Origin of the sequence: Clavibacter michiganensis (assembly GCF_002151125.1) — a bacterium.
Classification (GTDB): domain Bacteria; phylum Actinomycetota; class Actinomycetes; order Actinomycetales; family Microbacteriaceae; genus Clavibacter; species Clavibacter michiganensis_C.
Genome location: NZ_MDJZ01000016.1, coordinates 37,278 through 54,003 on the forward strand (window position 1 = coordinate 37,278; position 16,726 = coordinate 54,003).

16 protein-coding genes are annotated in these 16,726 nt (G+C 73.3%); 13 read left to right on the forward strand and 3 right to left on the reverse strand.

Features of this window, described 5'->3' with window-relative positions; all coding sequences use genetic code 11:
• The first annotated feature begins 37 nt into the window (after positions 1 to 37).
• The 9 genes from BFL37_RS09565 (at position 38) to BFL37_RS09600 (ending at position 9,711) form a co-directional block, all read left to right on the forward strand.
• Positions 38 to 1,270: an ABC transporter gene (locus BFL37_RS09565; RefSeq protein ID WP_086514900.1), complete on the forward strand. Its 1,233-nt coding sequence runs from the start codon at positions 38 to 40 to the stop codon at positions 1,268 to 1,270.
• Positions 1,267 to 2,193, forward strand: a complete 927-nt coding sequence (aztC, locus tag BFL37_RS09570) for a zinc ABC transporter substrate-binding protein AztC (protein WP_172403785.1) — start codon at positions 1,267 to 1,269, stop codon at positions 2,191 to 2,193. Before BFL37_RS09565 ends, aztC begins: the two co-directional genes overlap by 4 nt.
• Before the next feature lie 35 nt (positions 2,194 to 2,228).
• Positions 2,229 to 3,440 carry a zinc metallochaperone AztD gene (aztD, locus tag BFL37_RS09575; protein WP_086514901.1) on the forward strand — a complete coding sequence of 404 codons (1,212 nt, stop codon included), beginning with the start codon at positions 2,229 to 2,231 and terminating at the stop codon, positions 3,438 to 3,440.
• 101 nt (positions 3,441 to 3,541) lie between these two features.
• Positions 3,542 to 3,715 (forward strand): hypothetical protein, encoded by a 174-nt coding sequence (locus BFL37_RS14595; RefSeq protein ID WP_172403781.1) that lies wholly within the window; start codon positions 3,542 to 3,544, stop codon positions 3,713 to 3,715.
• A 70-nt stretch (positions 3,716 to 3,785) separates the two neighbouring features.
• On the forward strand, positions 3,786 to 5,060 hold the full coding sequence (nhaA, locus tag BFL37_RS09580) for a Na+/H+ antiporter NhaA (RefSeq protein ID WP_086514902.1): 1,275 nt from the start codon (positions 3,786 to 3,788) through the stop codon (positions 5,058 to 5,060).
• A 7-nt stretch (positions 5,061 to 5,067) separates the two neighbouring features.
• Positions 5,068 to 6,462 (forward strand): TrkH family potassium uptake protein, encoded by a 1,395-nt coding sequence (locus tag BFL37_RS09585; protein ID WP_241533940.1) that lies wholly within the window; start codon positions 5,068 to 5,070, stop codon positions 6,460 to 6,462.
• Between the two features lie 112 nt (positions 6,463 to 6,574).
• Positions 6,575 to 7,954, forward strand: coding sequence for an NAD-dependent succinate-semialdehyde dehydrogenase (locus tag BFL37_RS09590; protein WP_086514903.1), 1,380 nt, complete (start codon positions 6,575 to 6,577; stop codon positions 7,952 to 7,954).
• Between the two features lie 81 nt (positions 7,955 to 8,035).
• Positions 8,036 to 8,392 carry a hypothetical protein gene (locus BFL37_RS09595; protein WP_086514904.1) on the forward strand — a complete coding sequence of 119 codons (357 nt, stop codon included), beginning with the start codon at positions 8,036 to 8,038 and terminating at the stop codon, positions 8,390 to 8,392.
• A 134-nt stretch (positions 8,393 to 8,526) separates the two neighbouring features.
• On the forward strand, positions 8,527 to 9,711 hold the full coding sequence (locus BFL37_RS09600) for a cobalamin-independent methionine synthase II family protein (protein ID WP_086514905.1): 1,185 nt from the start codon (positions 8,527 to 8,529) through the stop codon (positions 9,709 to 9,711).
• Between the two features lie 61 nt (positions 9,712 to 9,772).
• Here the strand turns inward: BFL37_RS09600 and BFL37_RS09605 are convergent, their stop codons facing one another.
• On the reverse strand, positions 9,773 to 10,525 hold the full coding sequence (locus BFL37_RS09605; RefSeq protein ID WP_241533941.1) for a TetR/AcrR family transcriptional regulator: 753 nt from the start codon (positions 10,523 to 10,525) through the stop codon (positions 9,773 to 9,775).
• A gap of 81 nt (positions 10,526 to 10,606) precedes the next feature.
• Between BFL37_RS09605 and BFL37_RS09610 the strand changes: the two genes are divergently transcribed.
• Positions 10,607 to 12,148, forward strand: a complete 1,542-nt coding sequence (locus BFL37_RS09610; protein WP_172403786.1) for a DHA2 family efflux MFS transporter permease subunit — start codon at positions 10,607 to 10,609, stop codon at positions 12,146 to 12,148.
• Here BFL37_RS09610 and BFL37_RS09615 read toward each other — a convergent pair.
• Together BFL37_RS09615 and BFL37_RS09620 are read right to left on the reverse strand one after the other, a co-directional pair.
• Positions 12,145 to 12,555, reverse strand: a complete 411-nt coding sequence (locus BFL37_RS09615; protein ID WP_086514907.1) for a hypothetical protein — start codon at positions 12,553 to 12,555, stop codon at positions 12,145 to 12,147. The genes BFL37_RS09610 and BFL37_RS09615 overlap by 4 nt on opposite strands.
• Position 12,556: 1 nt before the next feature.
• On the reverse strand, positions 12,557 to 13,297 hold the full coding sequence (locus tag BFL37_RS09620; protein WP_241534032.1) for a TetR/AcrR family transcriptional regulator: 741 nt from the start codon (positions 13,295 to 13,297) through the stop codon (positions 12,557 to 12,559).
• Positions 13,298 to 13,417: 120 nt separating this feature from the next.
• Here BFL37_RS09620 and BFL37_RS09625 point away from each other — a divergent pair, with 120 nt between their 5' ends.
• The 3 genes from BFL37_RS09625 to BFL37_RS09635 are packed head-to-tail and all read left to right on the forward strand — an operon-like array spanning position 13,418 to position 16,704.
• Complete coding sequence (locus BFL37_RS09625) at positions 13,418 to 14,518, forward strand: Gfo/Idh/MocA family protein (RefSeq protein ID WP_086514908.1); 1,101 nt, start codon at positions 13,418 to 13,420, stop codon at positions 14,516 to 14,518.
• Positions 14,515 to 15,327 (forward strand): hypothetical protein, encoded by an 813-nt coding sequence (locus BFL37_RS09630; RefSeq protein WP_086514909.1) that lies wholly within the window; start codon positions 14,515 to 14,517, stop codon positions 15,325 to 15,327. The genes BFL37_RS09625 and BFL37_RS09630 overlap by 4 nt, the downstream gene beginning before the upstream one ends.
• A gap of 54 nt (positions 15,328 to 15,381) precedes the next feature.
• Positions 15,382 to 16,704, forward strand: coding sequence for an ABC transporter substrate-binding protein (locus BFL37_RS09635; protein ID WP_086514910.1), 1,323 nt, complete (start codon positions 15,382 to 15,384; stop codon positions 16,702 to 16,704).
• Positions 16,705 to 16,726 lie beyond the last annotated feature (22 nt).

Sequence of the window (16,726 nt, forward strand, 5' to 3'; positions counted from 1 at the left end):
CCGCGACCCGCCCATCCATCCCCACCGAGAGGACCCCGTGCGCTCCCGCACCACCGCTCCCGCACTCCTGGCCGCCCTCGCGCTCGCCCTCACCGCCTGCTCGACCGCTCCCGCCGACGCGCCGCCCGCGGATCCGACCGCCGACGAGCAGGGGGAGGGCCACGGCGCCGTCGCGGGCGCCGCCGAGCTCTCCGAGCCGCGCCTCGGCCTGACGTCGATCGACCCCGCCGGCGCCGTCACGCACCTCGACCTGCTCGACGAGTCGGTCGCCGACCTCGGCTCCATCGGCGCACCGACCGCCATGACCACGGACGGCCGCTACCTCCTCGCCCAGACCGCCGCGGGCGTCGAGATCGTCGACAGCGGCGTCTGGACCTGGGACCACGTCGACCACTTCCACTACTACCGCAAGGATCCGCGCCTCCTCGGCACCGTCGAGGGCGCGGGCACCGCGACGGTCGCCACCACCAACCTGTCGACCACGGGCGGCACGGGCCTCTTCTTCCCCGACTCCGGCGAGGCCGTGCTGCTCGACACGGAGGCGCTGTCGAAGGGCGAGGTCGAGGAGTCGTTCCGCCTCGACGGCGAGCCCGGCCCCGGCATGGTCGTGCCCCTCGGATCCGCCGCGCTCGTCACCGAGGGGCAGGGCACGGACGCCACCGTCGCCGGGTACACGGCCGAGGGCGAGCGCACCGGCCTCGTCGAGCCGTGCCCGGATCCCGCGGGCACCATCACGACGCGCGTCGGCGCCGTCGTCGGCTGCGGGGACGGCGCGCTCCTCGCCTCCGTGACGGACGACGAGCTCGCGGTCGAGCGGATCCCCTACCCCGAGGGCGCCACCGCGCCGCCCGCCACGGACTTCGACAACCGCGAGGGCCGGCCGACGGTCGCGGGCCTCGCGGGCGACCAGGGCATCTGGCTGCTCGACACCCGCGAGCGCGCCTGGACGCTGCTGCCGGCTCCCGCTCCGCTCGTGCACGTGACGGCCGTCGACGACGCCGACGACCACCTGCTCGCCCTCACGACGGACGGCCGCGTGCTCGTGATGTCCGCGGTCGACGGCGCCGTGCTCGCCGACACCGGGCCCCTCGTGGCCGACTCGCTGGCCGCCGGCCGGATCCCGACCCTCGTGGCCGACCAGCAGCGCGCCTACCTCGCGGGCCCGGTCGAGCGGCGCCTGCACGAGATCGACTTCGCCGACGGCGCCCGCGTCTCCCGCACCTTCGACACCGCGACCGAGCCGGCGTTCACCGCGGAGACCGGCCGATGAGCGCGCGCGGGATCCGCACGGCGCTCGCCGCGACGGCCGCCGCGGCCGCCACCGCCCTCGGGCTCACGGGCTGCACGGCCGCGGGCGAGGACCGGCCGACCGTCTACGTCTCGACGAACATCCTCGGCGACGTGGTGGAGGAGCTCGTCGGCGAGGAGGCGGAGGTCGTGACGCTGATGAAGCCGAACGCGGATCCGCACTCCTTCGAGATCTCCGCGCAGCAGGCCGCCGGCCTCCGCTCCGCCGACCTCGTCGTCTCCAACGGCCTCGGCCTCGAGGAGGGCCTGCAGCAGCACCTCGACTCCGCCTCCGCCTCCGACGTGCCGACCTTCGTGGCGGGCGACGCCATCGAGGTCCTCGACTACGGCGAGGGCGACGCCGCGGGCATGCCGGACTCCCACTTCTGGACGGATCCCGCCCGCATGGTCGACGTGGTCGACGCGCTCGAGCCCGCGCTCGCAGGCGTCGACGGGGTGGATCCCGAGAGCCTCGCCGAACGCACGGCCGCCTACCGCGGCGAGCTCGAGGCGCTCGACGCGGAGATGACCGACGCCTTCGCCGCGATCCCCGCGGAGCGCCGCGCGCTCGTCACCAACCACCACGTCTTCGGGTACCTCGCCGACCGCTTCGACTTCGAGGTCGTCGGCGCCGTGATCCCCGGCGGCACCACCCTCGCCGCACCCTCCGCCAGCGACCTCGCCGACCTCGTGTCGGCGGTCGAGGAGACCGGCGTCCCCACGATCTTCGCGGAGTCCTCGTCGCCCGACCGCCTCGTGCAGGCGCTGGCGAGCGAGGCCGACATCCGCGTGGAGGTGGTCGAGCTGTTCACGGAGTCCCTCACGGGGCCCGAGGGCGGCGCCCCCGACTACCTCTCCATGATGCGCGTCAACACGCAGCGCATCGCCACCGGGCTCTCCCCTTGAGCGCCTGCGATCCATCACACAGAGAAGGAACCACCATGCGCACCCCACGCCTCCGACGGACCGGCGTCGCCGCCGTCGCCCTGGGACTCGCCGCGACGCTCGCGGCCTGCTCCACCCCCGCCCCGGAGGGCTCCCCCTCCTCCGGAGCCGCGGCCGGATCCGGTGAGGCAGCCGGACCCCGCCTCGCCGTCTCCTACGAGGGCGGCATCCTCGTCCTCGACGGCGAGACCCTCGAGACCGTGTCGGACTTCGACTCCGAGGAGTTCACCCGCCTCAACCCCGCGGGCGACGACCGTCACGTCATGGTCACGATGGGCGACGGCTTCCAGGTGCTCGACACCGCGGCCGGCAGCGCCGACGAGGCCGAGCTGACCGACACCGTCTTCGAGGCCGACACCCCCGGCCACGTCGTCCGCCACGCGGGCAAGACGATCCTCTACGCCGACGGCACGAGCGACACCACGATCTTCGACACCGCAGCGCTCGCGTCCACCGACGGCATGCCCGAGACGGAGACCATCGAGGGCGTCGAGGCGCACCACGGCGTCTCGATCGTGCTCGAGGACGGCACCTTCCTCACCACCGTCGGGAACGCCGACGGCCGGAACGGCATCGAGGCGAGGGACGCGTCCGGCGCGGTCATCGCGCAGAGCGACCAGTGCCCCGGCGTCCACGGCGAGGGCACGGCGGCCGGCGAGGTCGTCGTCTTCGGCTGCGAGGACGGCGCGCTGCTCTACGACGACGGCGAGATCACGAAGCTCACCGCACCGGACCAGCCGTACGGCCGCATGGGCAACGCCTACGTGAGCGAGACCAGCCCGATCATCGTCGGCGACTACAAGTCCGACCGCGACGCCGAGGGCTACCTGCTCGAGGCCCTGACCCTCATCGACACCGAGGCGAAGACCTACGAGGTCGTGGACATGCCCGAGGGCGTGGGATACACCTTCCGCGACGTCGCGCGCGGCCCGGACGAGAAGGCGTACATCATCGCCTCCGACGGGCAGATCCACGTGCTCGACCCCGCGACCGGCGAGCTGACCGACGCGTTCCCCGTCATGGACGCGTGGGAGGGCCCCGCCGAGTGGCAGGATCCGCACCCCTCCATCGTCGTCGCCGACGGCATCGGCTACGTGAGCGAGCCGTCCGCGGACGCCGTCCACGCGGTCGACCTGACCACCGGCGAGGTGCTCTCGAGCGCCACGCTCGAGGTCACGCCGAACGAGATGGCGGTCGCCGCGGGCTAGTCCGCAGCCGATCGCGAGGGGCGCGGGACCGTGGGTCCCGCGCCCCTCGTCGTCATCTCCCGGACCGGCACGCGCGCAGGCACGCGCGCTAGCCTGGTCGCATGCTCCAGCGGGACCCGATCGTCCATGTGACCCGACGCGCCCGCGTCGGCCAGCAGGCGTTCCCGAACCGGCTCCTCCTCACCAAGCGCACCTCCGGCACGAACGGCTGGATGAGCCTGTGGGGCAGCAACGCGCACGGCGAGATCGCCGGCTGCCCGCCGCCTGCCGCCTAGGCCCGCTCCCGTCGACCCCGACACCGGAGCGGGATCGCATCCCCGCTCACGCTCGTCGACGGAAGACCCCATGACCTCCTCTGCACCCCTGCCCGCCCCTCCCCACGCGCCGGCCCCGTCCGGTCGCGGCGCCCGCCTCTCGCGGTTCCTCAGCCGCGACACCACCGGCGGGATCCTGCTGCTCATCGCGACCGTGCTCGCGCTCGTCATCGCCAACAGCCCCGCGGTGGACCTCTACGACCGGGTCCGCGACTTCTCCTTCGGCCCCGAGTCCCTCCATCTGAACCTGAGCGTGGGCGCGTGGGCCGCCGACGGCCTGCTCGCGATCTTCTTCTTCGTGGTCGGCCTCGAGCTCAAGCAGGAGTTCGTCGCCGGATCCCTCCGCGACCCCCGCGTCGCGGCCCTGCCCATCGCGGCGGCGGTCGGCGGCGTGATCGTGCCCGCCGGCATCTTCGCGCTCATCAACCGCGACGCCGGCGCGGAGGCGCTGCAGGGCTGGGCGATCCCGGCCGCGACCGACATCGCGTTCGCGGTGGCCGTGATCGCCGTCGTCGGCAAGCGCCTGCCGCCGGCGCTACGGACCTTCCTGCTCACGCTCGCCGTGGTCGACGACCTGCTGGCGATCACGATCATCGCCGTCTTCTACACGGCCAGCATCGCGTTCGTGCCGCTGCTGCTCGCCCTCGTGCCGCTCGCCGCGTTCGGGTTCCTCGTGCAGCGCGGGGTCCGCGCCTGGTACCTGCTCATCCCGCTCGGGTTCGCCGCGTGGGCGCTCGTGCACGCGTCCGGGATCCACGCCACCATCGCCGGCGTCGCGCTCGGCCTGCTCGTCCCGGCCATCGCTACCAAGCGCGCCGGCGTCACGCACCGCGACGCGTCCGGCCACGAGGAGCGCCACCCGCTCACACACCACTTCGCCGAGCGGTGGAGCCCCGTCTCCGCGGGCGTCGCCGTGCCGGTCTTCGCGTTCTTCTCCGCGGGCGTCGCCGTCGGCGGCCTCGAGGGGCTCACCGCGTCGCTCGCCGACAGCGTCGCCCTCGGCATCATCGTCGCGCTCGTGGTCGGCAAGGCCGTCGGCATCACGGGGGCGGCGCTCCTCGTGACGCGCCTGCCGGGGATCCGCCTCGACCCGACCCTCAGGTGGATCGACGTGCTCGGCCTGTCGTTCGTCGCCGGCATCGGCTTCACGGTCTCGCTCCTCGTGGGCGAGCTCGCCTACGGATCCGGCAGCCCGCAGGACGACGTCGTGAAGGTCGGCGTGCTCGTCGGGTCGCTCGTCGCCGCGATCGTCGGCGGCACGATCCTCGGGATCCGCAACCGGCAGCACGGGCGCGCCCGCGCCTGATGCCCCGGTGATCGGCGGACGGGACACGCGCGCGGACGGCTCTCGCGGGCCGTTCCCCGTCAGGCTGTCCTCCGGGAGCCTCCTCCGCCGGTCACCCGCCCTCGTCGCGCTCGGGATCTTCCTGCTCGCCGTCGTCGTGTTCGCGGTGCTGCTGAGCCTGCCCGCCGCGACGGCCGACGGATCCCGCACGCCCCTGGTCGACGCCGTGTTCACGGCCGTCTCCGCGATGACCGTCACGGGGCTGGTCACCGTGGACACGGCGACCCACTGGTCGTTCCTCGGGCAGGTCGTCATCCTGGCCGGGGTGCAGGTCGGGGGCCTCGGCATCGTCACCATCGCGCTGCTGCTGTCCCGCGCGGTCACGCACAAGCTCGGGGTGCGCGGGCGGATCATGGCGCAGCAGGGCATCGGCACCGACCGGCTCGGCGAGGTGCAGTCGCTGCTGAAGATCGTCGTGCTCACGACGTTCGGCGTGGAGGCCGTGCTCGCCGCGGCGCTCGTGCCGGCGTTCATCGTGCGCGACGGCGACGTCCTGTCGGGGATCTGGCACGGGGTCTTCTACGCGGTCTCCGCCTTCAACAACGCGGGCTTCGTCACGCACGCCGGCGGTCTCGCGCAGTTCGGCACGGATCCCTTCATCATCGTGCCGCTCATGGTCGGCGTCTTCATCGGGAGCCTCGGCTTCCCGGTGTTCCTGGTGCTCATCGCCAAGCGCGCCCGGTTCCGGGCGTGGAACCTGCACGCGAAGCTGACGGTGACCGTGACCTCCGGCCTGCTGCTCCTCGGCGCCGTGCTGTGGACCGCGCTCGAGTGGTCGAACGCCGCCACCATCGGCGACCTGCCCGCGGGCGAGAAGCTCGTCCACGGCCTCTTCGCGTCGACCATGATGCGCAGCGGTGGGTTCGCCATCTCCGACACCGCCGCGTCGAACCCGGTGACGCTCCTGGCCACCGACGCCCTCATGTTCGTCGGCGGCGGATCCGCGTCCACCGCGGGCGGCATCAAGGTCACCACCATCGCGCTGCTGTTCCTCGCGATCGCCGCGGAGGGCAAGGGCGACAAGCACGTGCGCGTGTTCCGCCGTACGGTGCCCGACGCCGCCCTGCGCGTGGCGATCAGCGTGATCTTCCTCGGTGCGACCCTGGTGCTCATCGCGACGGCCCTGATCATGACCGTCAGCGACGCGCCGCTCGACCGCATCCTGTTCGAGGTCATCTCCGCCTTCGCGACCTGCGGGCTGAGCGTCGGGCTCAGCGAGGAGCTGGATCCGTTCGGGAAGTACGTGCTCGCCGCCCTCATGTTCGCGGGGCGGGTCGGCCCGATCGGGCTCGCGTCGGCCCTCGCCATCCGCCGCCGCACGCTCCTCTACGAGTACCCGGAGGACCGGCCGGTCATCGGCTGACGACGGGTACCGGGCCGGGCCATCGAGGACGACCGCGACCCCGGCGGATGGCGACCGCTCGATATCGTGGGCGCACCCGCGTGACCCGCGCGGCGTTCGAGGAGGAGCCCCCATGAGCAGCTACGCCGTCACCGATCCCACCACCGGCGAGAGGATCGCCGAGCACCCCGAGATCACCGACGCCGAGCTGCAGGAGGCGATCGCCGCCGCCGAGGGCGCGTACCGCGGCTGGTCGCGCCGCACCACGATCGCCGAGCGCGTCGCCCTCGTCGCCCGCGTCGCCGAGCTGCACGTGGAGCGCCGGGACGAGCTCGCGCGGATCATCGTGCGCGAGATGGGCAAGCCGCTCGACCAGGCGCTCGGCGAGGTCGACTTCGCCGCGGACATCCACGCGTACTACGCCCGGAACGCCGAGGAGTTCCTCGCCGACGAGCCCATCGAGCTCTCCGACGGCACCGGATCCGCGTTCGTGCGCCGCACCGGGCTCGGCGTGCTGCTGGGCATCATGCCGTGGAACTTCCCGTACTACCAGGTGGCCCGGTTCGCCGCTCCCGCCATCGTCACCGGCAACGCGATCCTGCTCAAGCACGCGCCGCAGTGCCCGGAGTCGGCCGAGGCGATCCAGCGCATGCACCGCGATGCCGCCGCCGAGCTCGGCGCCGACCCGGGTGTGTACGTGAGCGTGCTCGCCGCGAACGCGCAGATCGAGGGCGTCATCGCCGACCCGCGCGTGCAGGGCGTCTCCGTCACGGGATCCGAGCGGGCCGGTGCCGCCGTCGCGGAGATCGCGGGCCGGCATCTGAAGAAGGTCGTGCTGGAGCTCGGCGGATCCGATCCCTTCATCCTGCTGTCGACGGACGACCTCGACGCCGTCGTCCAGGACGCGGTCGCCGCGCGCCTCGACAACAACGGCCAGAGCTGCAACGGCGCCAAGCGCTTCCTCGTGATCGACCACCTCTACGACGACTTCGCCGCGCGCTTCACGGCGGCGCTGACGGCGGCCCAGCCCGCGGATCCGATGGCCGACGGCACCCTGCTCGGCCCGCTCTCCTCGCGCGCCGCGACCGAGCGCCTCACCGAGCAGCTCTCCCGGGCGGTCGCGCAGGGCGCGACCTTCCTCGCGAGCGGCGAGCCCGACGGCAACCTCTTCCCGCCCGCCGTGCTCGCCGACGTGACCCCCGACATGGACGCCTACCGCGAGGAGTTCTTCGGCCCCGTCGCCGCGCTCTACCGCGTGGCCGACGAGGAGGAGGCGGTGCGCATCGCCAACGACACCCCGTTCGGCCTCGGCTCGTACGTCTACACGACGGATCCGGAGCAGGCCATGCGGGTGGCCGACGGCATCGACGCCGGGATGGTCTGGGTCAACCTCGTGCTGGGCGACGCGGCCGAGCTCCCCTTCGGCGGCGTGAAGCGCTCGGGATCCGGCCGCGAGCTCGGCCGGCACGCGGTGGACGAGTTCGCGAACCGGAAGCTGATCCGCATCGCGTGACGTGAGACCTGCGCGCCCCTGCGCAGTGCGACGGGGGCGCGCAGCCGTCTGCGAGGCGCGGCTGGCGAATACCCTGCACCCATGACGGATCCGCACGACACCGCCCTCCGCCCGCGATCCCGCGCATGGCTGCTCGGCTGGCTGAGCCTCATCGGCCCGGTGGGCGTCGTCGCGTCGATCGTGCTCGTGCAGCTGCTCGGGGAGGTGCAGCTCTACAGCGGGGTGATCCTGTTCTCGGCGGTGTCGATCGTCACGTGCATCCTCGGCATCGCGGCCGTCCGGCGCGGGATCCGCGACGCGAAGCGGCATGCGGCGGAGCGCCCGCGGCTGATCGGCGGAGGGATCGCGGTGGGCGCGCTCGGCGCGCTCGCGTCCGGTGCCGTGGTGCTCGTCGTCGGCGGGCTCCTCTTCGCGCTCTCGCAGTACCGCCCGTACTAGCGGCGCACGCGGACCACCCCGCCCGGCGGAGCGACGCGCGGATCGCCGCGCCGTCCGCCAGGGTGGATGCGGGCGCGGCGACTCGAGGCCGTCCGCCTCCGACCGCATCCGTCCGCCCGTCCCGAGGAGCCCGCATGACCGACCGCATCCTGACCACGCACGCCGGCAGCCTCCCGCGCTCGCCGGAGCTGACCCGCCTGCTCGTCGCCCGCGACCAGGGCCGCCCGTTCGACACGGCCGAGCTGGCGGAGGTGACCGCGTCCGCCGTCGCCGACACCGTGCGCCGCCAGCTCGAGACCGGCCTCGACGTCGTCAACGACGGCGAGGTGCCGCGCGTCGGCTTCTCGACCTACGTGCTCGAGCGGATCGACGGCTTCGGCGGCGCCGGGCACCGGAAGCCCACCCTCGACTCGCTCAAGTTCCCCGAGTACGCCGCGTTCCAGGCGAAGCAGATCGTGGAGGGCGCCGACGTCGCGCGGGTCTGGGATCCGCCGGTCGCGCAGGGCCTGCTCGCGTACGACCCGACGCTCGCCGGGATCACGGAGGACCTCGACGGCTTCGACCGCGAGCTCGCCGCGCAGGCCGACCAGGGCCTCCGCCCCGCCGGCACGTTCTTCTCCGCGGCGACCCCGGGGATCGTCTCGACGACCCTCCTGCTCGACGCCGCGAACCCGCACTACGGCGACGACCGCGCCTACGTCTTCGCGCTCGCCGACCAGCTCAAGCTCGAGTACGACGCGATCGTCGCGCGCGGCCACGTCCTGCAGCTCGACGCGCCCGACCTCGCGATGGAGCGGGTGATCCAGTTCGGCGACGCCACGCTCGAGGAGTTCCTCGCCGCGGTCGACCTGCACGTCGACGCGCTCAACCACGCGATCCGCGACATCCCGCGCGAGATGGTGCGCCTCCACGTGTGCTGGGGCAACTGGCAGGGCCCGCACCAGGACGACGTGCCCGTCGACGTGCTGCTCCCGCACCTCTATCGGGCGGACGTGGGCGCGTTCAGCATCCCGCTCGGCAACCCCGCGCACCAGCACGAGGCGCCGGCGTTCCGCGCCCACCCGCTGCCGGACGGCGCCGTGCTCATCCCCGGCGTCGTGGACGTGACCACCAACTACCTGGAGCACCCGCAGGTGATCGCGAACCGGATCCTCGAGGTCGTCGACGCCGTCGGGGACCCGACCCGCGTGATCGCCGGCACCGACTGCGGCCTCTCGACCTTCGCGAGCTACGAGTTCGTCGCGACCGACGTGGCGTGGGCGAAGCTCCGTGCGCTGGTCGCGGGCGCCGAGATCGCGTCGCGGCGCGCGTTCGGCTGAGGGGCGCCGTCAGCTTCAGCGACGCTGGAGCTGACGGGACCGCCTGGAGGTGATCGTCGCTTCAGGCAGCGCCCGTGCCCGCGATGTCGCGGAGCCGGCGGCGCACCGCGGCGTACGACGCGACGAGGGTGGCGTCGAGGCCGGCCGTGCGCGCATCCGCCCACTCGTCGAAGGCCGCGCGCACCGCGACGCCCGCGAGCTCGGTGACGAGCCGCGCCTCCTGGGCGGTGATGCGGCCGCCGAACGCCGTCGTCATCCGCCCGGCCAGCTCCCACGAGCGGGCCGCGTCGATCGACACCGCGGTCGACCGCAGCTGCGGCTCGTCGGCCATGAGCCGGCGCACGCGGAGCTGCTGGTGGGCGATGGCGGAGAGGTCGCCGTCGAGGGTCGCGAGCACGCGCGCGTAGACGGCCTCGAGCTGGGGGAGCGGCGCGGATCCGCGGTCGACGTCCGCGAGCCAGGCGTCGAGCGGCGCGTCGAACACGGGGTGCAGCGTGAGGACCGACTCCTCCTTGCTCGGGAAGTAGCGGAAGCACGTGCGATCGGAGACGCCCGCAGCCTGCGCGATGTCGTGGATCGTCGTGGCCGCCATGCCGCGCTGCTCGAAGAGGGCGAGCGCGGCCTCGCTGATCTCGGTGGTGGTCGCCATGCGGCGCCGCTCGCGGAGGCCGGCCGCGCCGCCCGCGCTCGTGCCCGCGCCGCCCGCGCTCGCGGCCTCCGCCGTGTCCGTCGTCTCGCTCACCGTGCCCATGCCGTCATCCGCCTCCCGCGGATCCAACCTGCCGGATCCGCCGTTCGTGTCATAGACTGCCACATGGTCCGAGTCTGACATCCGGATCGTCCCCCGCTCCGCAGCGTCGCGCGCGCCCCGCCATCCACTCCCCGGAGACATCCCATGACCACGCCGCCTTCCGCCGACACCCGGCGCGACGCCACCCCGCCCGAAGACGCGACCCTGCCGAGCTCCGGACGCGCCGCCGCCGACCGCGCCGTCGCCCCCGAGGACGAGCGCCTGCCGCAGGGCGCCCCGCTCGTCATCGGCCTGCTCGTCGTCGCCGCCTTCGTCGTGATCCTCAACGAGACGATCATGAGCGTGGCGCTGCCGAGCCTCATGGCCGACCTCGACATCACCACCGCCACCGCGCAGTGGCTCACCACCGGCTTCATGCTGACGATGGCCGTCGTGATCCCCGCGACGGGCTTCATCCTGCAGCGCTTCTCCACCCGCCAGGTGTTCGGCGCCGCCATGACGCTGTTCTCCGTCGGCACGCTCATCGCCGCGATCGCCCCCGGGTTCGGGATCCTGCTGATGGGCCGCATCGTGCAGGCCAGCGGCACGGCGATCATGATGCCGCTGCTGTTCACGACCGTCCTCAACCTGGTGCCCGCCGCCCGCCGCGGCCGGCTGATGGGCGTCATCTCCATCGTCATCGCGGTCGCCCCGGCGATCGGCCCGACCGTGTCCGGCCTCATCCTCAGCTCGCTCTCGTGGCGCTGGATGTTCTGGATCGTGCTGCCCATCGCGCTCATCGCGCTGACGCTCGGCCTCTGGAAGATCACGAACCTCACGACCCCGCGGAAGCTGCCGTTCGACATCCTCTCCGTGGTGCTCTCCACGCTCGCGTTCGGCGGACTGATCTTCGGACTCTCGAGCCTGGGCGAGTCCGCCGAGGGCGACGCGCCCCTGCCGCTGTGGATCCCCATCACGGTCGGCGTGCTCGCGCTCGCCGCGTTCATCACCCGCCAGGTCTCGCTGCAGCGCGAGGACCGGGCCCTCATGGACCTCCGCACCTTCCGCAGCCGCCCGTTCGTGGTCGCCATCATCATGGTCAGCGTCAGCATGATGGCGCTGTTCGGCAGCCTCATCGTCCTGCCGCTCTACCTGCAGAACGTGCTCCAGCTCGGCACGCTCGAGACCGGCCTGCTGCTGCTCCCCGGCGGCGCGCTCATGGCGATCCTGTCGCCCATCGTCGGCCGCCTCTTCGACCGCGTCGGCCCGCGCCCGCTCGTCATCCCCGGCGCCATCGTCGTGAGCATCGCCCTCTGGGGCATGACCACGATGCTGCACGAGGGCACGTCGATCGGCTGGGTCATCGCGGTGCACCTGGTGCTCAACGCCGGCCTCGCGTTCATGTTCACGCCGCTGCTCACCTCGGCGCTCGGATCCCTGCCGCCGCGCCTCTACTCGCACGGCAGCGCGACCGTCTCCACGATGCAGCAGCTCGCGGGCGCGGCCGGCACGGCCCTGTTCGTCACGGTGCTCACCACCACGACGGTCGCGGGCCTCGCCGACGGCCGGTCCGAGGTCACCGCGACCGCGGCCGGCGTGCAGGCGGCCTTCATGATCGGCGGCTTCATCTCGCTCGCCGCGATCGTGGCGTCGTTCTTCGTCCGTCGCCCGGCGGAGCCGCTGCCGGAGGGCGTGGCGGCGCACTAGCGCCGCGCGGCCTCCGGCCGTCGCCACCAGCGGAGCAGCGCGGGCGCGGTGGCCACCACCAGGATCGCGAACAGCGTCTGGTCCACCGCGCCCCAGGCGGGGATGCCGCCGACGGTGGCGAGCACCGTCCAGTTGACGGCGATGTCCGCGAGGATCACCGCGATGCCGAGCGCGACCCCGGCGCGGCGGCGCCGGGCCAGCAGCAGGATCACGAGCGGATCCAGCACCGTGAGCGAGATCCAGAAGGCCCGGAGCGCAGCGGGGAAGCCCGCGTAGACGTCCGCCCCGCCGATCGCGAGGTCGAGGACGTGGGTGGCGGTGCCGATGCCGATGCCGAAGCCCGCGATCCAGAGGACGCGGACCACCCGCGGAGCGCGCTCGGGATCCCGGCGGCGCTGGGCGCCCACGTCAGTCCCAGGACGCGGATCCGGGCGGGACCGCGGCCCGCGTCCCCCCGCGCCAGCGCGCGATCAACTGCTCCACGTACTCGCCGACGAGGGCCGGCAGGTCCAAGGACGAGTTGTGGATCCACTGGATCTCGAGGCCGTCCAGGATCGCGAGGAAGCACGCGGCCTCGTAGTCGAGCGTCGCGTCGTCCATCGGCGGCACCTGCCCGAGCGCGATCGCCTCGCCCATGACGCGGCGGATCGACGAGATCGTGCGCGCGTACCGGCCGCGCATGTACTCGTGCGCCGGATGCGTCGCGTCGCTGGTCTCGGTCGCGAACGTGAGGTACAGCTCCAGGAAGCCGCGGTGCTCCACGTGGTACCGCATCAGGTCGACGAAGGCGCGCAGCGCGGGGAGGCCCGGGGCGGCCTCGGAGACGAACGGCTGCTGGCGGTCCCACTGCCGGAGCACCTCGGTGAGCAGCTCCTCCTTGCGGTAGTAGCGGAGCACTGCCGCGGGGGAGACGCCCACCTCGTCGGCGATCTCCTTGATCGTCGCTGCGCCGTAGCCGCGGACGCCGAACACGCGCACGGCTGCCGCCACGATCTCCGCGCGCCGCCGCACGCCGGTCGAGTACGGTCCGCGCGCGCTCGCGCCGCCGCCCGCGCCCGGGGCCGTGCCCGCGCTCTCATCCCCGGCATCGCGCGGAAGACCCTCGGCGGCGCTGGCGGACGCACCGCGCGTCGTCGCCGTGCTTCGCATCTCGGTCACGATGTCGATCCTCCCCCTTGTGCGCCCGTGGGCCGGGACGTACAGTGACTCAACCGTAAACGCTGCATCAGTTTTCGATGCGCGTAGGGCATTGCTAGGGACGAGGGCGTCGTGGGCGAAGAGGTGTTCGGTGTGGGCCTGATCGGGGCCGGACCGGTAGGGCAGGCCATCCACCTGCCGACCCTGGCGCGCCTGGCGGACCGCTTCCTGGTCGTCCACGTGATGGACGTCGACGCGGACGTCGCCGAGCGCGTCGCCGCCCGGGCCGGTGCCCGGCACTCGACCGACGCGGACGCGCTCATCCGGGATCCGGCCGTCGACGTCGTCGTCATCGGCAGCCCGAACCGCTTCCACGCCGAGCAGGTCATCGCCGCGTGCCGTGCCGGCAAGCGCGCCGTGCTCTGCGAGAAGCCGCTGGCCGTCTCCGCCGAGGAGGGCCGCGCCATCGCCCGCGCCTCCGCCGAGCACGGGGTGCCCGTCGTGGTGGGGACGATGCACGCGTTCGACCCCGCGTGGATCGACGCCATCGCCGCGTGGGACGCCTCCGGCCGCGCGCCGCACACCGTCCGCATCTCGGCCGTCATCCCGCCGAACCCCGACTCCGAGGACTCCGCCACCGAGATCGTCGGCCGACCCGCGCGCCGCGAGGCGGGCGAGCCGGACCTCGAGGAGCAGGCGTCCGCGGTCTCCGGCGGCGTGCTCGGCCTCGCGATCCACGACCTCCCGCTCGCGCGCCGCCTCCTCCCCGACGCCCGGCCGCGCGTGCTCAGCGCGCGCGCCCTCAAGCCGTGGGGCTACGAGATCGTCGCCATGGTGGGCGAGAGCGTGCTCGAGGTGCACGGCATCGGCGGCGCCTCGTGGGATCCCGAGTGGACGCTCGACGCCGTCGCGCGCGACCGCTCCCTCCACGTCGACTTCTCGCTCTCCTACGTGCACGCGGGATCCAGCACCGCCACGCTCACGGACGCCCGCGGCACCACCGGCTGGGGCCCCTACGCGGACAACGGCTACGTCGCCGAGTGGGAGCACGTGCACGCCGTGATCACCGGCGCCGTCGAGCCCCTCTCGATGGAGGCGCTGCTCGCCGACCTCGACCTCGCGACCGACATCGCCGAGCAGAGCGCGGCGCTCGTCCGGGCCGGCGGCGGTACCCCCGCGGCGGCCGACGCCGGATCCGCGGCCCGCGCACCCCGGACCGAGGTCGCGGCATGAGCGCCCTCACCCTCCGCATCGATCCCGTGGCGACGGCGACCCGCCAGGCGGCGGCCGTCGCGGCCCTCGCCTCGCTGCCCGAGTCCTTCCGCCGCACCGACGACGCGGGCGAGGTGGTCGTGGTGGACGGCGGCGACGGCTGGGTCGGCCGGGCCACGGCCGCGGCCCGATCCGGGGCCCGTGCCCTCCTCGTGCTCGACCCCGGTCCGGCGGTCGACGCCGACCTGGCCGAGCTCGCGGCCGCGGGCGCGCCCGTGGTCCTCGACGTGCCGTGGCGCCACGACGAGGCCGTCCGCCGGGTGGCCCCGCGGATCCACCGCCTCGCCGCCCCCGGCGCTCTGTTCGAGGCGCGCGCCACGGTCGCGGACACCGCCGACCTCGCCGACGCGACCCGCGCCCTCGCGCTCACGACGCAGGCGCTCGTCGGCTCGCCGCTGACGGAGCTGGCGCCGCTCGCCGGGACGCCCGACCACCTGATGCTCACCGGCAGCACCGCCTCGGGCGTCCACGTGGTCGTCAGCGCGGTCGTCACGGCGCAGGGCCACGGGTGCGCGACCTTCCGGCTCGTCGTCGGCGATCGCGCCGCGCACGTCACGCTGCCGGCGCCCGGCACGGCCGCCCCCGGACGCGCGAGCGTCACGGACGCCGCCGGCCGCGAGGACCTCCCCGTCGTCTTCGAGTCCGGCCACCGCACCGCGATGCGCCTCGCCCGCGACGCCGCCCACGGCCGATGCGTCCCCGACGACGTCGCCGACCTCCGCTCGCTCCTCGCGGCCGCGCCCGCGCTGGCCGCTGACGCGCACCCCTAGACCCAGCCCCTTCCCTCCCACCACACACAGCACCACCGGACAATGGAGTCAGAAATGCCACAGCAGTCATCCAGCGCCTTCGGCAAAGGCCTCACCCGACGATCCCTCCTCGGCGCCGGCGTCGGCGCCGCGGCGGTCGGCCTCCTCGCCGCCTGCAGCGGCGGAGGCGGAGGCGCATCCGGCGCCGCCGCACCCCTGAAGTTCTGGAACATGCCCTGGGGCGCGCCCGCCTTCCTCACCGAGGACAAGGCGATCGCCGCGGCCTACGAGCCCGCCGAGGGCATGGGCGCCGTGAGCTACCAGCAGGTCCAGTGGGCCAACTTCACGCAGACCTTCTCCACCGCGGTCGCCGCGAACAACGGTCCGGCGGTGAGCTCGGGCGGAGGCACGACCGCGTTCCTGTTCGAGTCGCAGGGCAAGATCGCGTACGCCGACGACCTCATCGAGTCGTGGAAGTCGAACGGCATCTACGACGACTTCCTCCCGGGCCTCGTCGACACCCTGAAGACGGACAACGGCTACGCGGCCGTCCCGTACAACCTCGACATGCGCATGTACTGGTACCGCAAGGACCTCCTCGAGGAGGCCGGCGCCGAGCCGCCCACCGACTGGGACTCCTACGAGGCCATGTGCGCCGCGCTGAAGAAGAACGGCGTCTACGGCTACGGCACCCGCTCGGGCGCCGGCGCCTTCACCGGCTTCCACCAGATCGTGGCCCACATGATCAACAACGGCGGCGGCCTCTTCGACCCGGACCAGAACCCGGACGTCGTGACCGATGCGAACATCCAGGCCGTCGAGTGGGTGCTCGGCATGGTGAAGAACGGCTACGTGGATCCCCGCAGCGCCACCTACACCTCCGACAACGCGTACCAGCAGATGGACGCCGGCACCTTCGGCGCCCTCTGGGACGGCGCGGGCGCCACGGCGAACGTGACGCCGGAGACCGCGGCGCAGATGGTGGTCGGCGACCCGCTCGTGGGTCCCAGCGGCGAGAAGGGCGCGCTCTACTTCCCGAACAACATCATGATGTACAAGTCGACGCCCAGCCAGGAGAACAGCGAGGCGTTCCTCACGTACTACTACCAGAACATGAAGTCGCTCTGGACGAAGCAGACCGGCATCGGCCTGCCGCCGCTGAAGTCCATCGCCGACGAGGCCTACGCGGACGACCCGAACACGCTGAAGATCCTCAACGACTGGCAGCCGATCTCGAAGACGTGGGGTGCCCCGGGCACGAACACCGTCTTCCAGAACGTGACCAAGGTCGACGGCACGCAGCCGACGATCTCGTTCGCGCAGGCCGTGCTCGCCGGCACGGTGACGGCACGCGAGGCGCTCGAGACCCTGCAGAAGGAACTGGACTCGGCGGCATGATCCGGGTGCCTTCGGAGGTCAT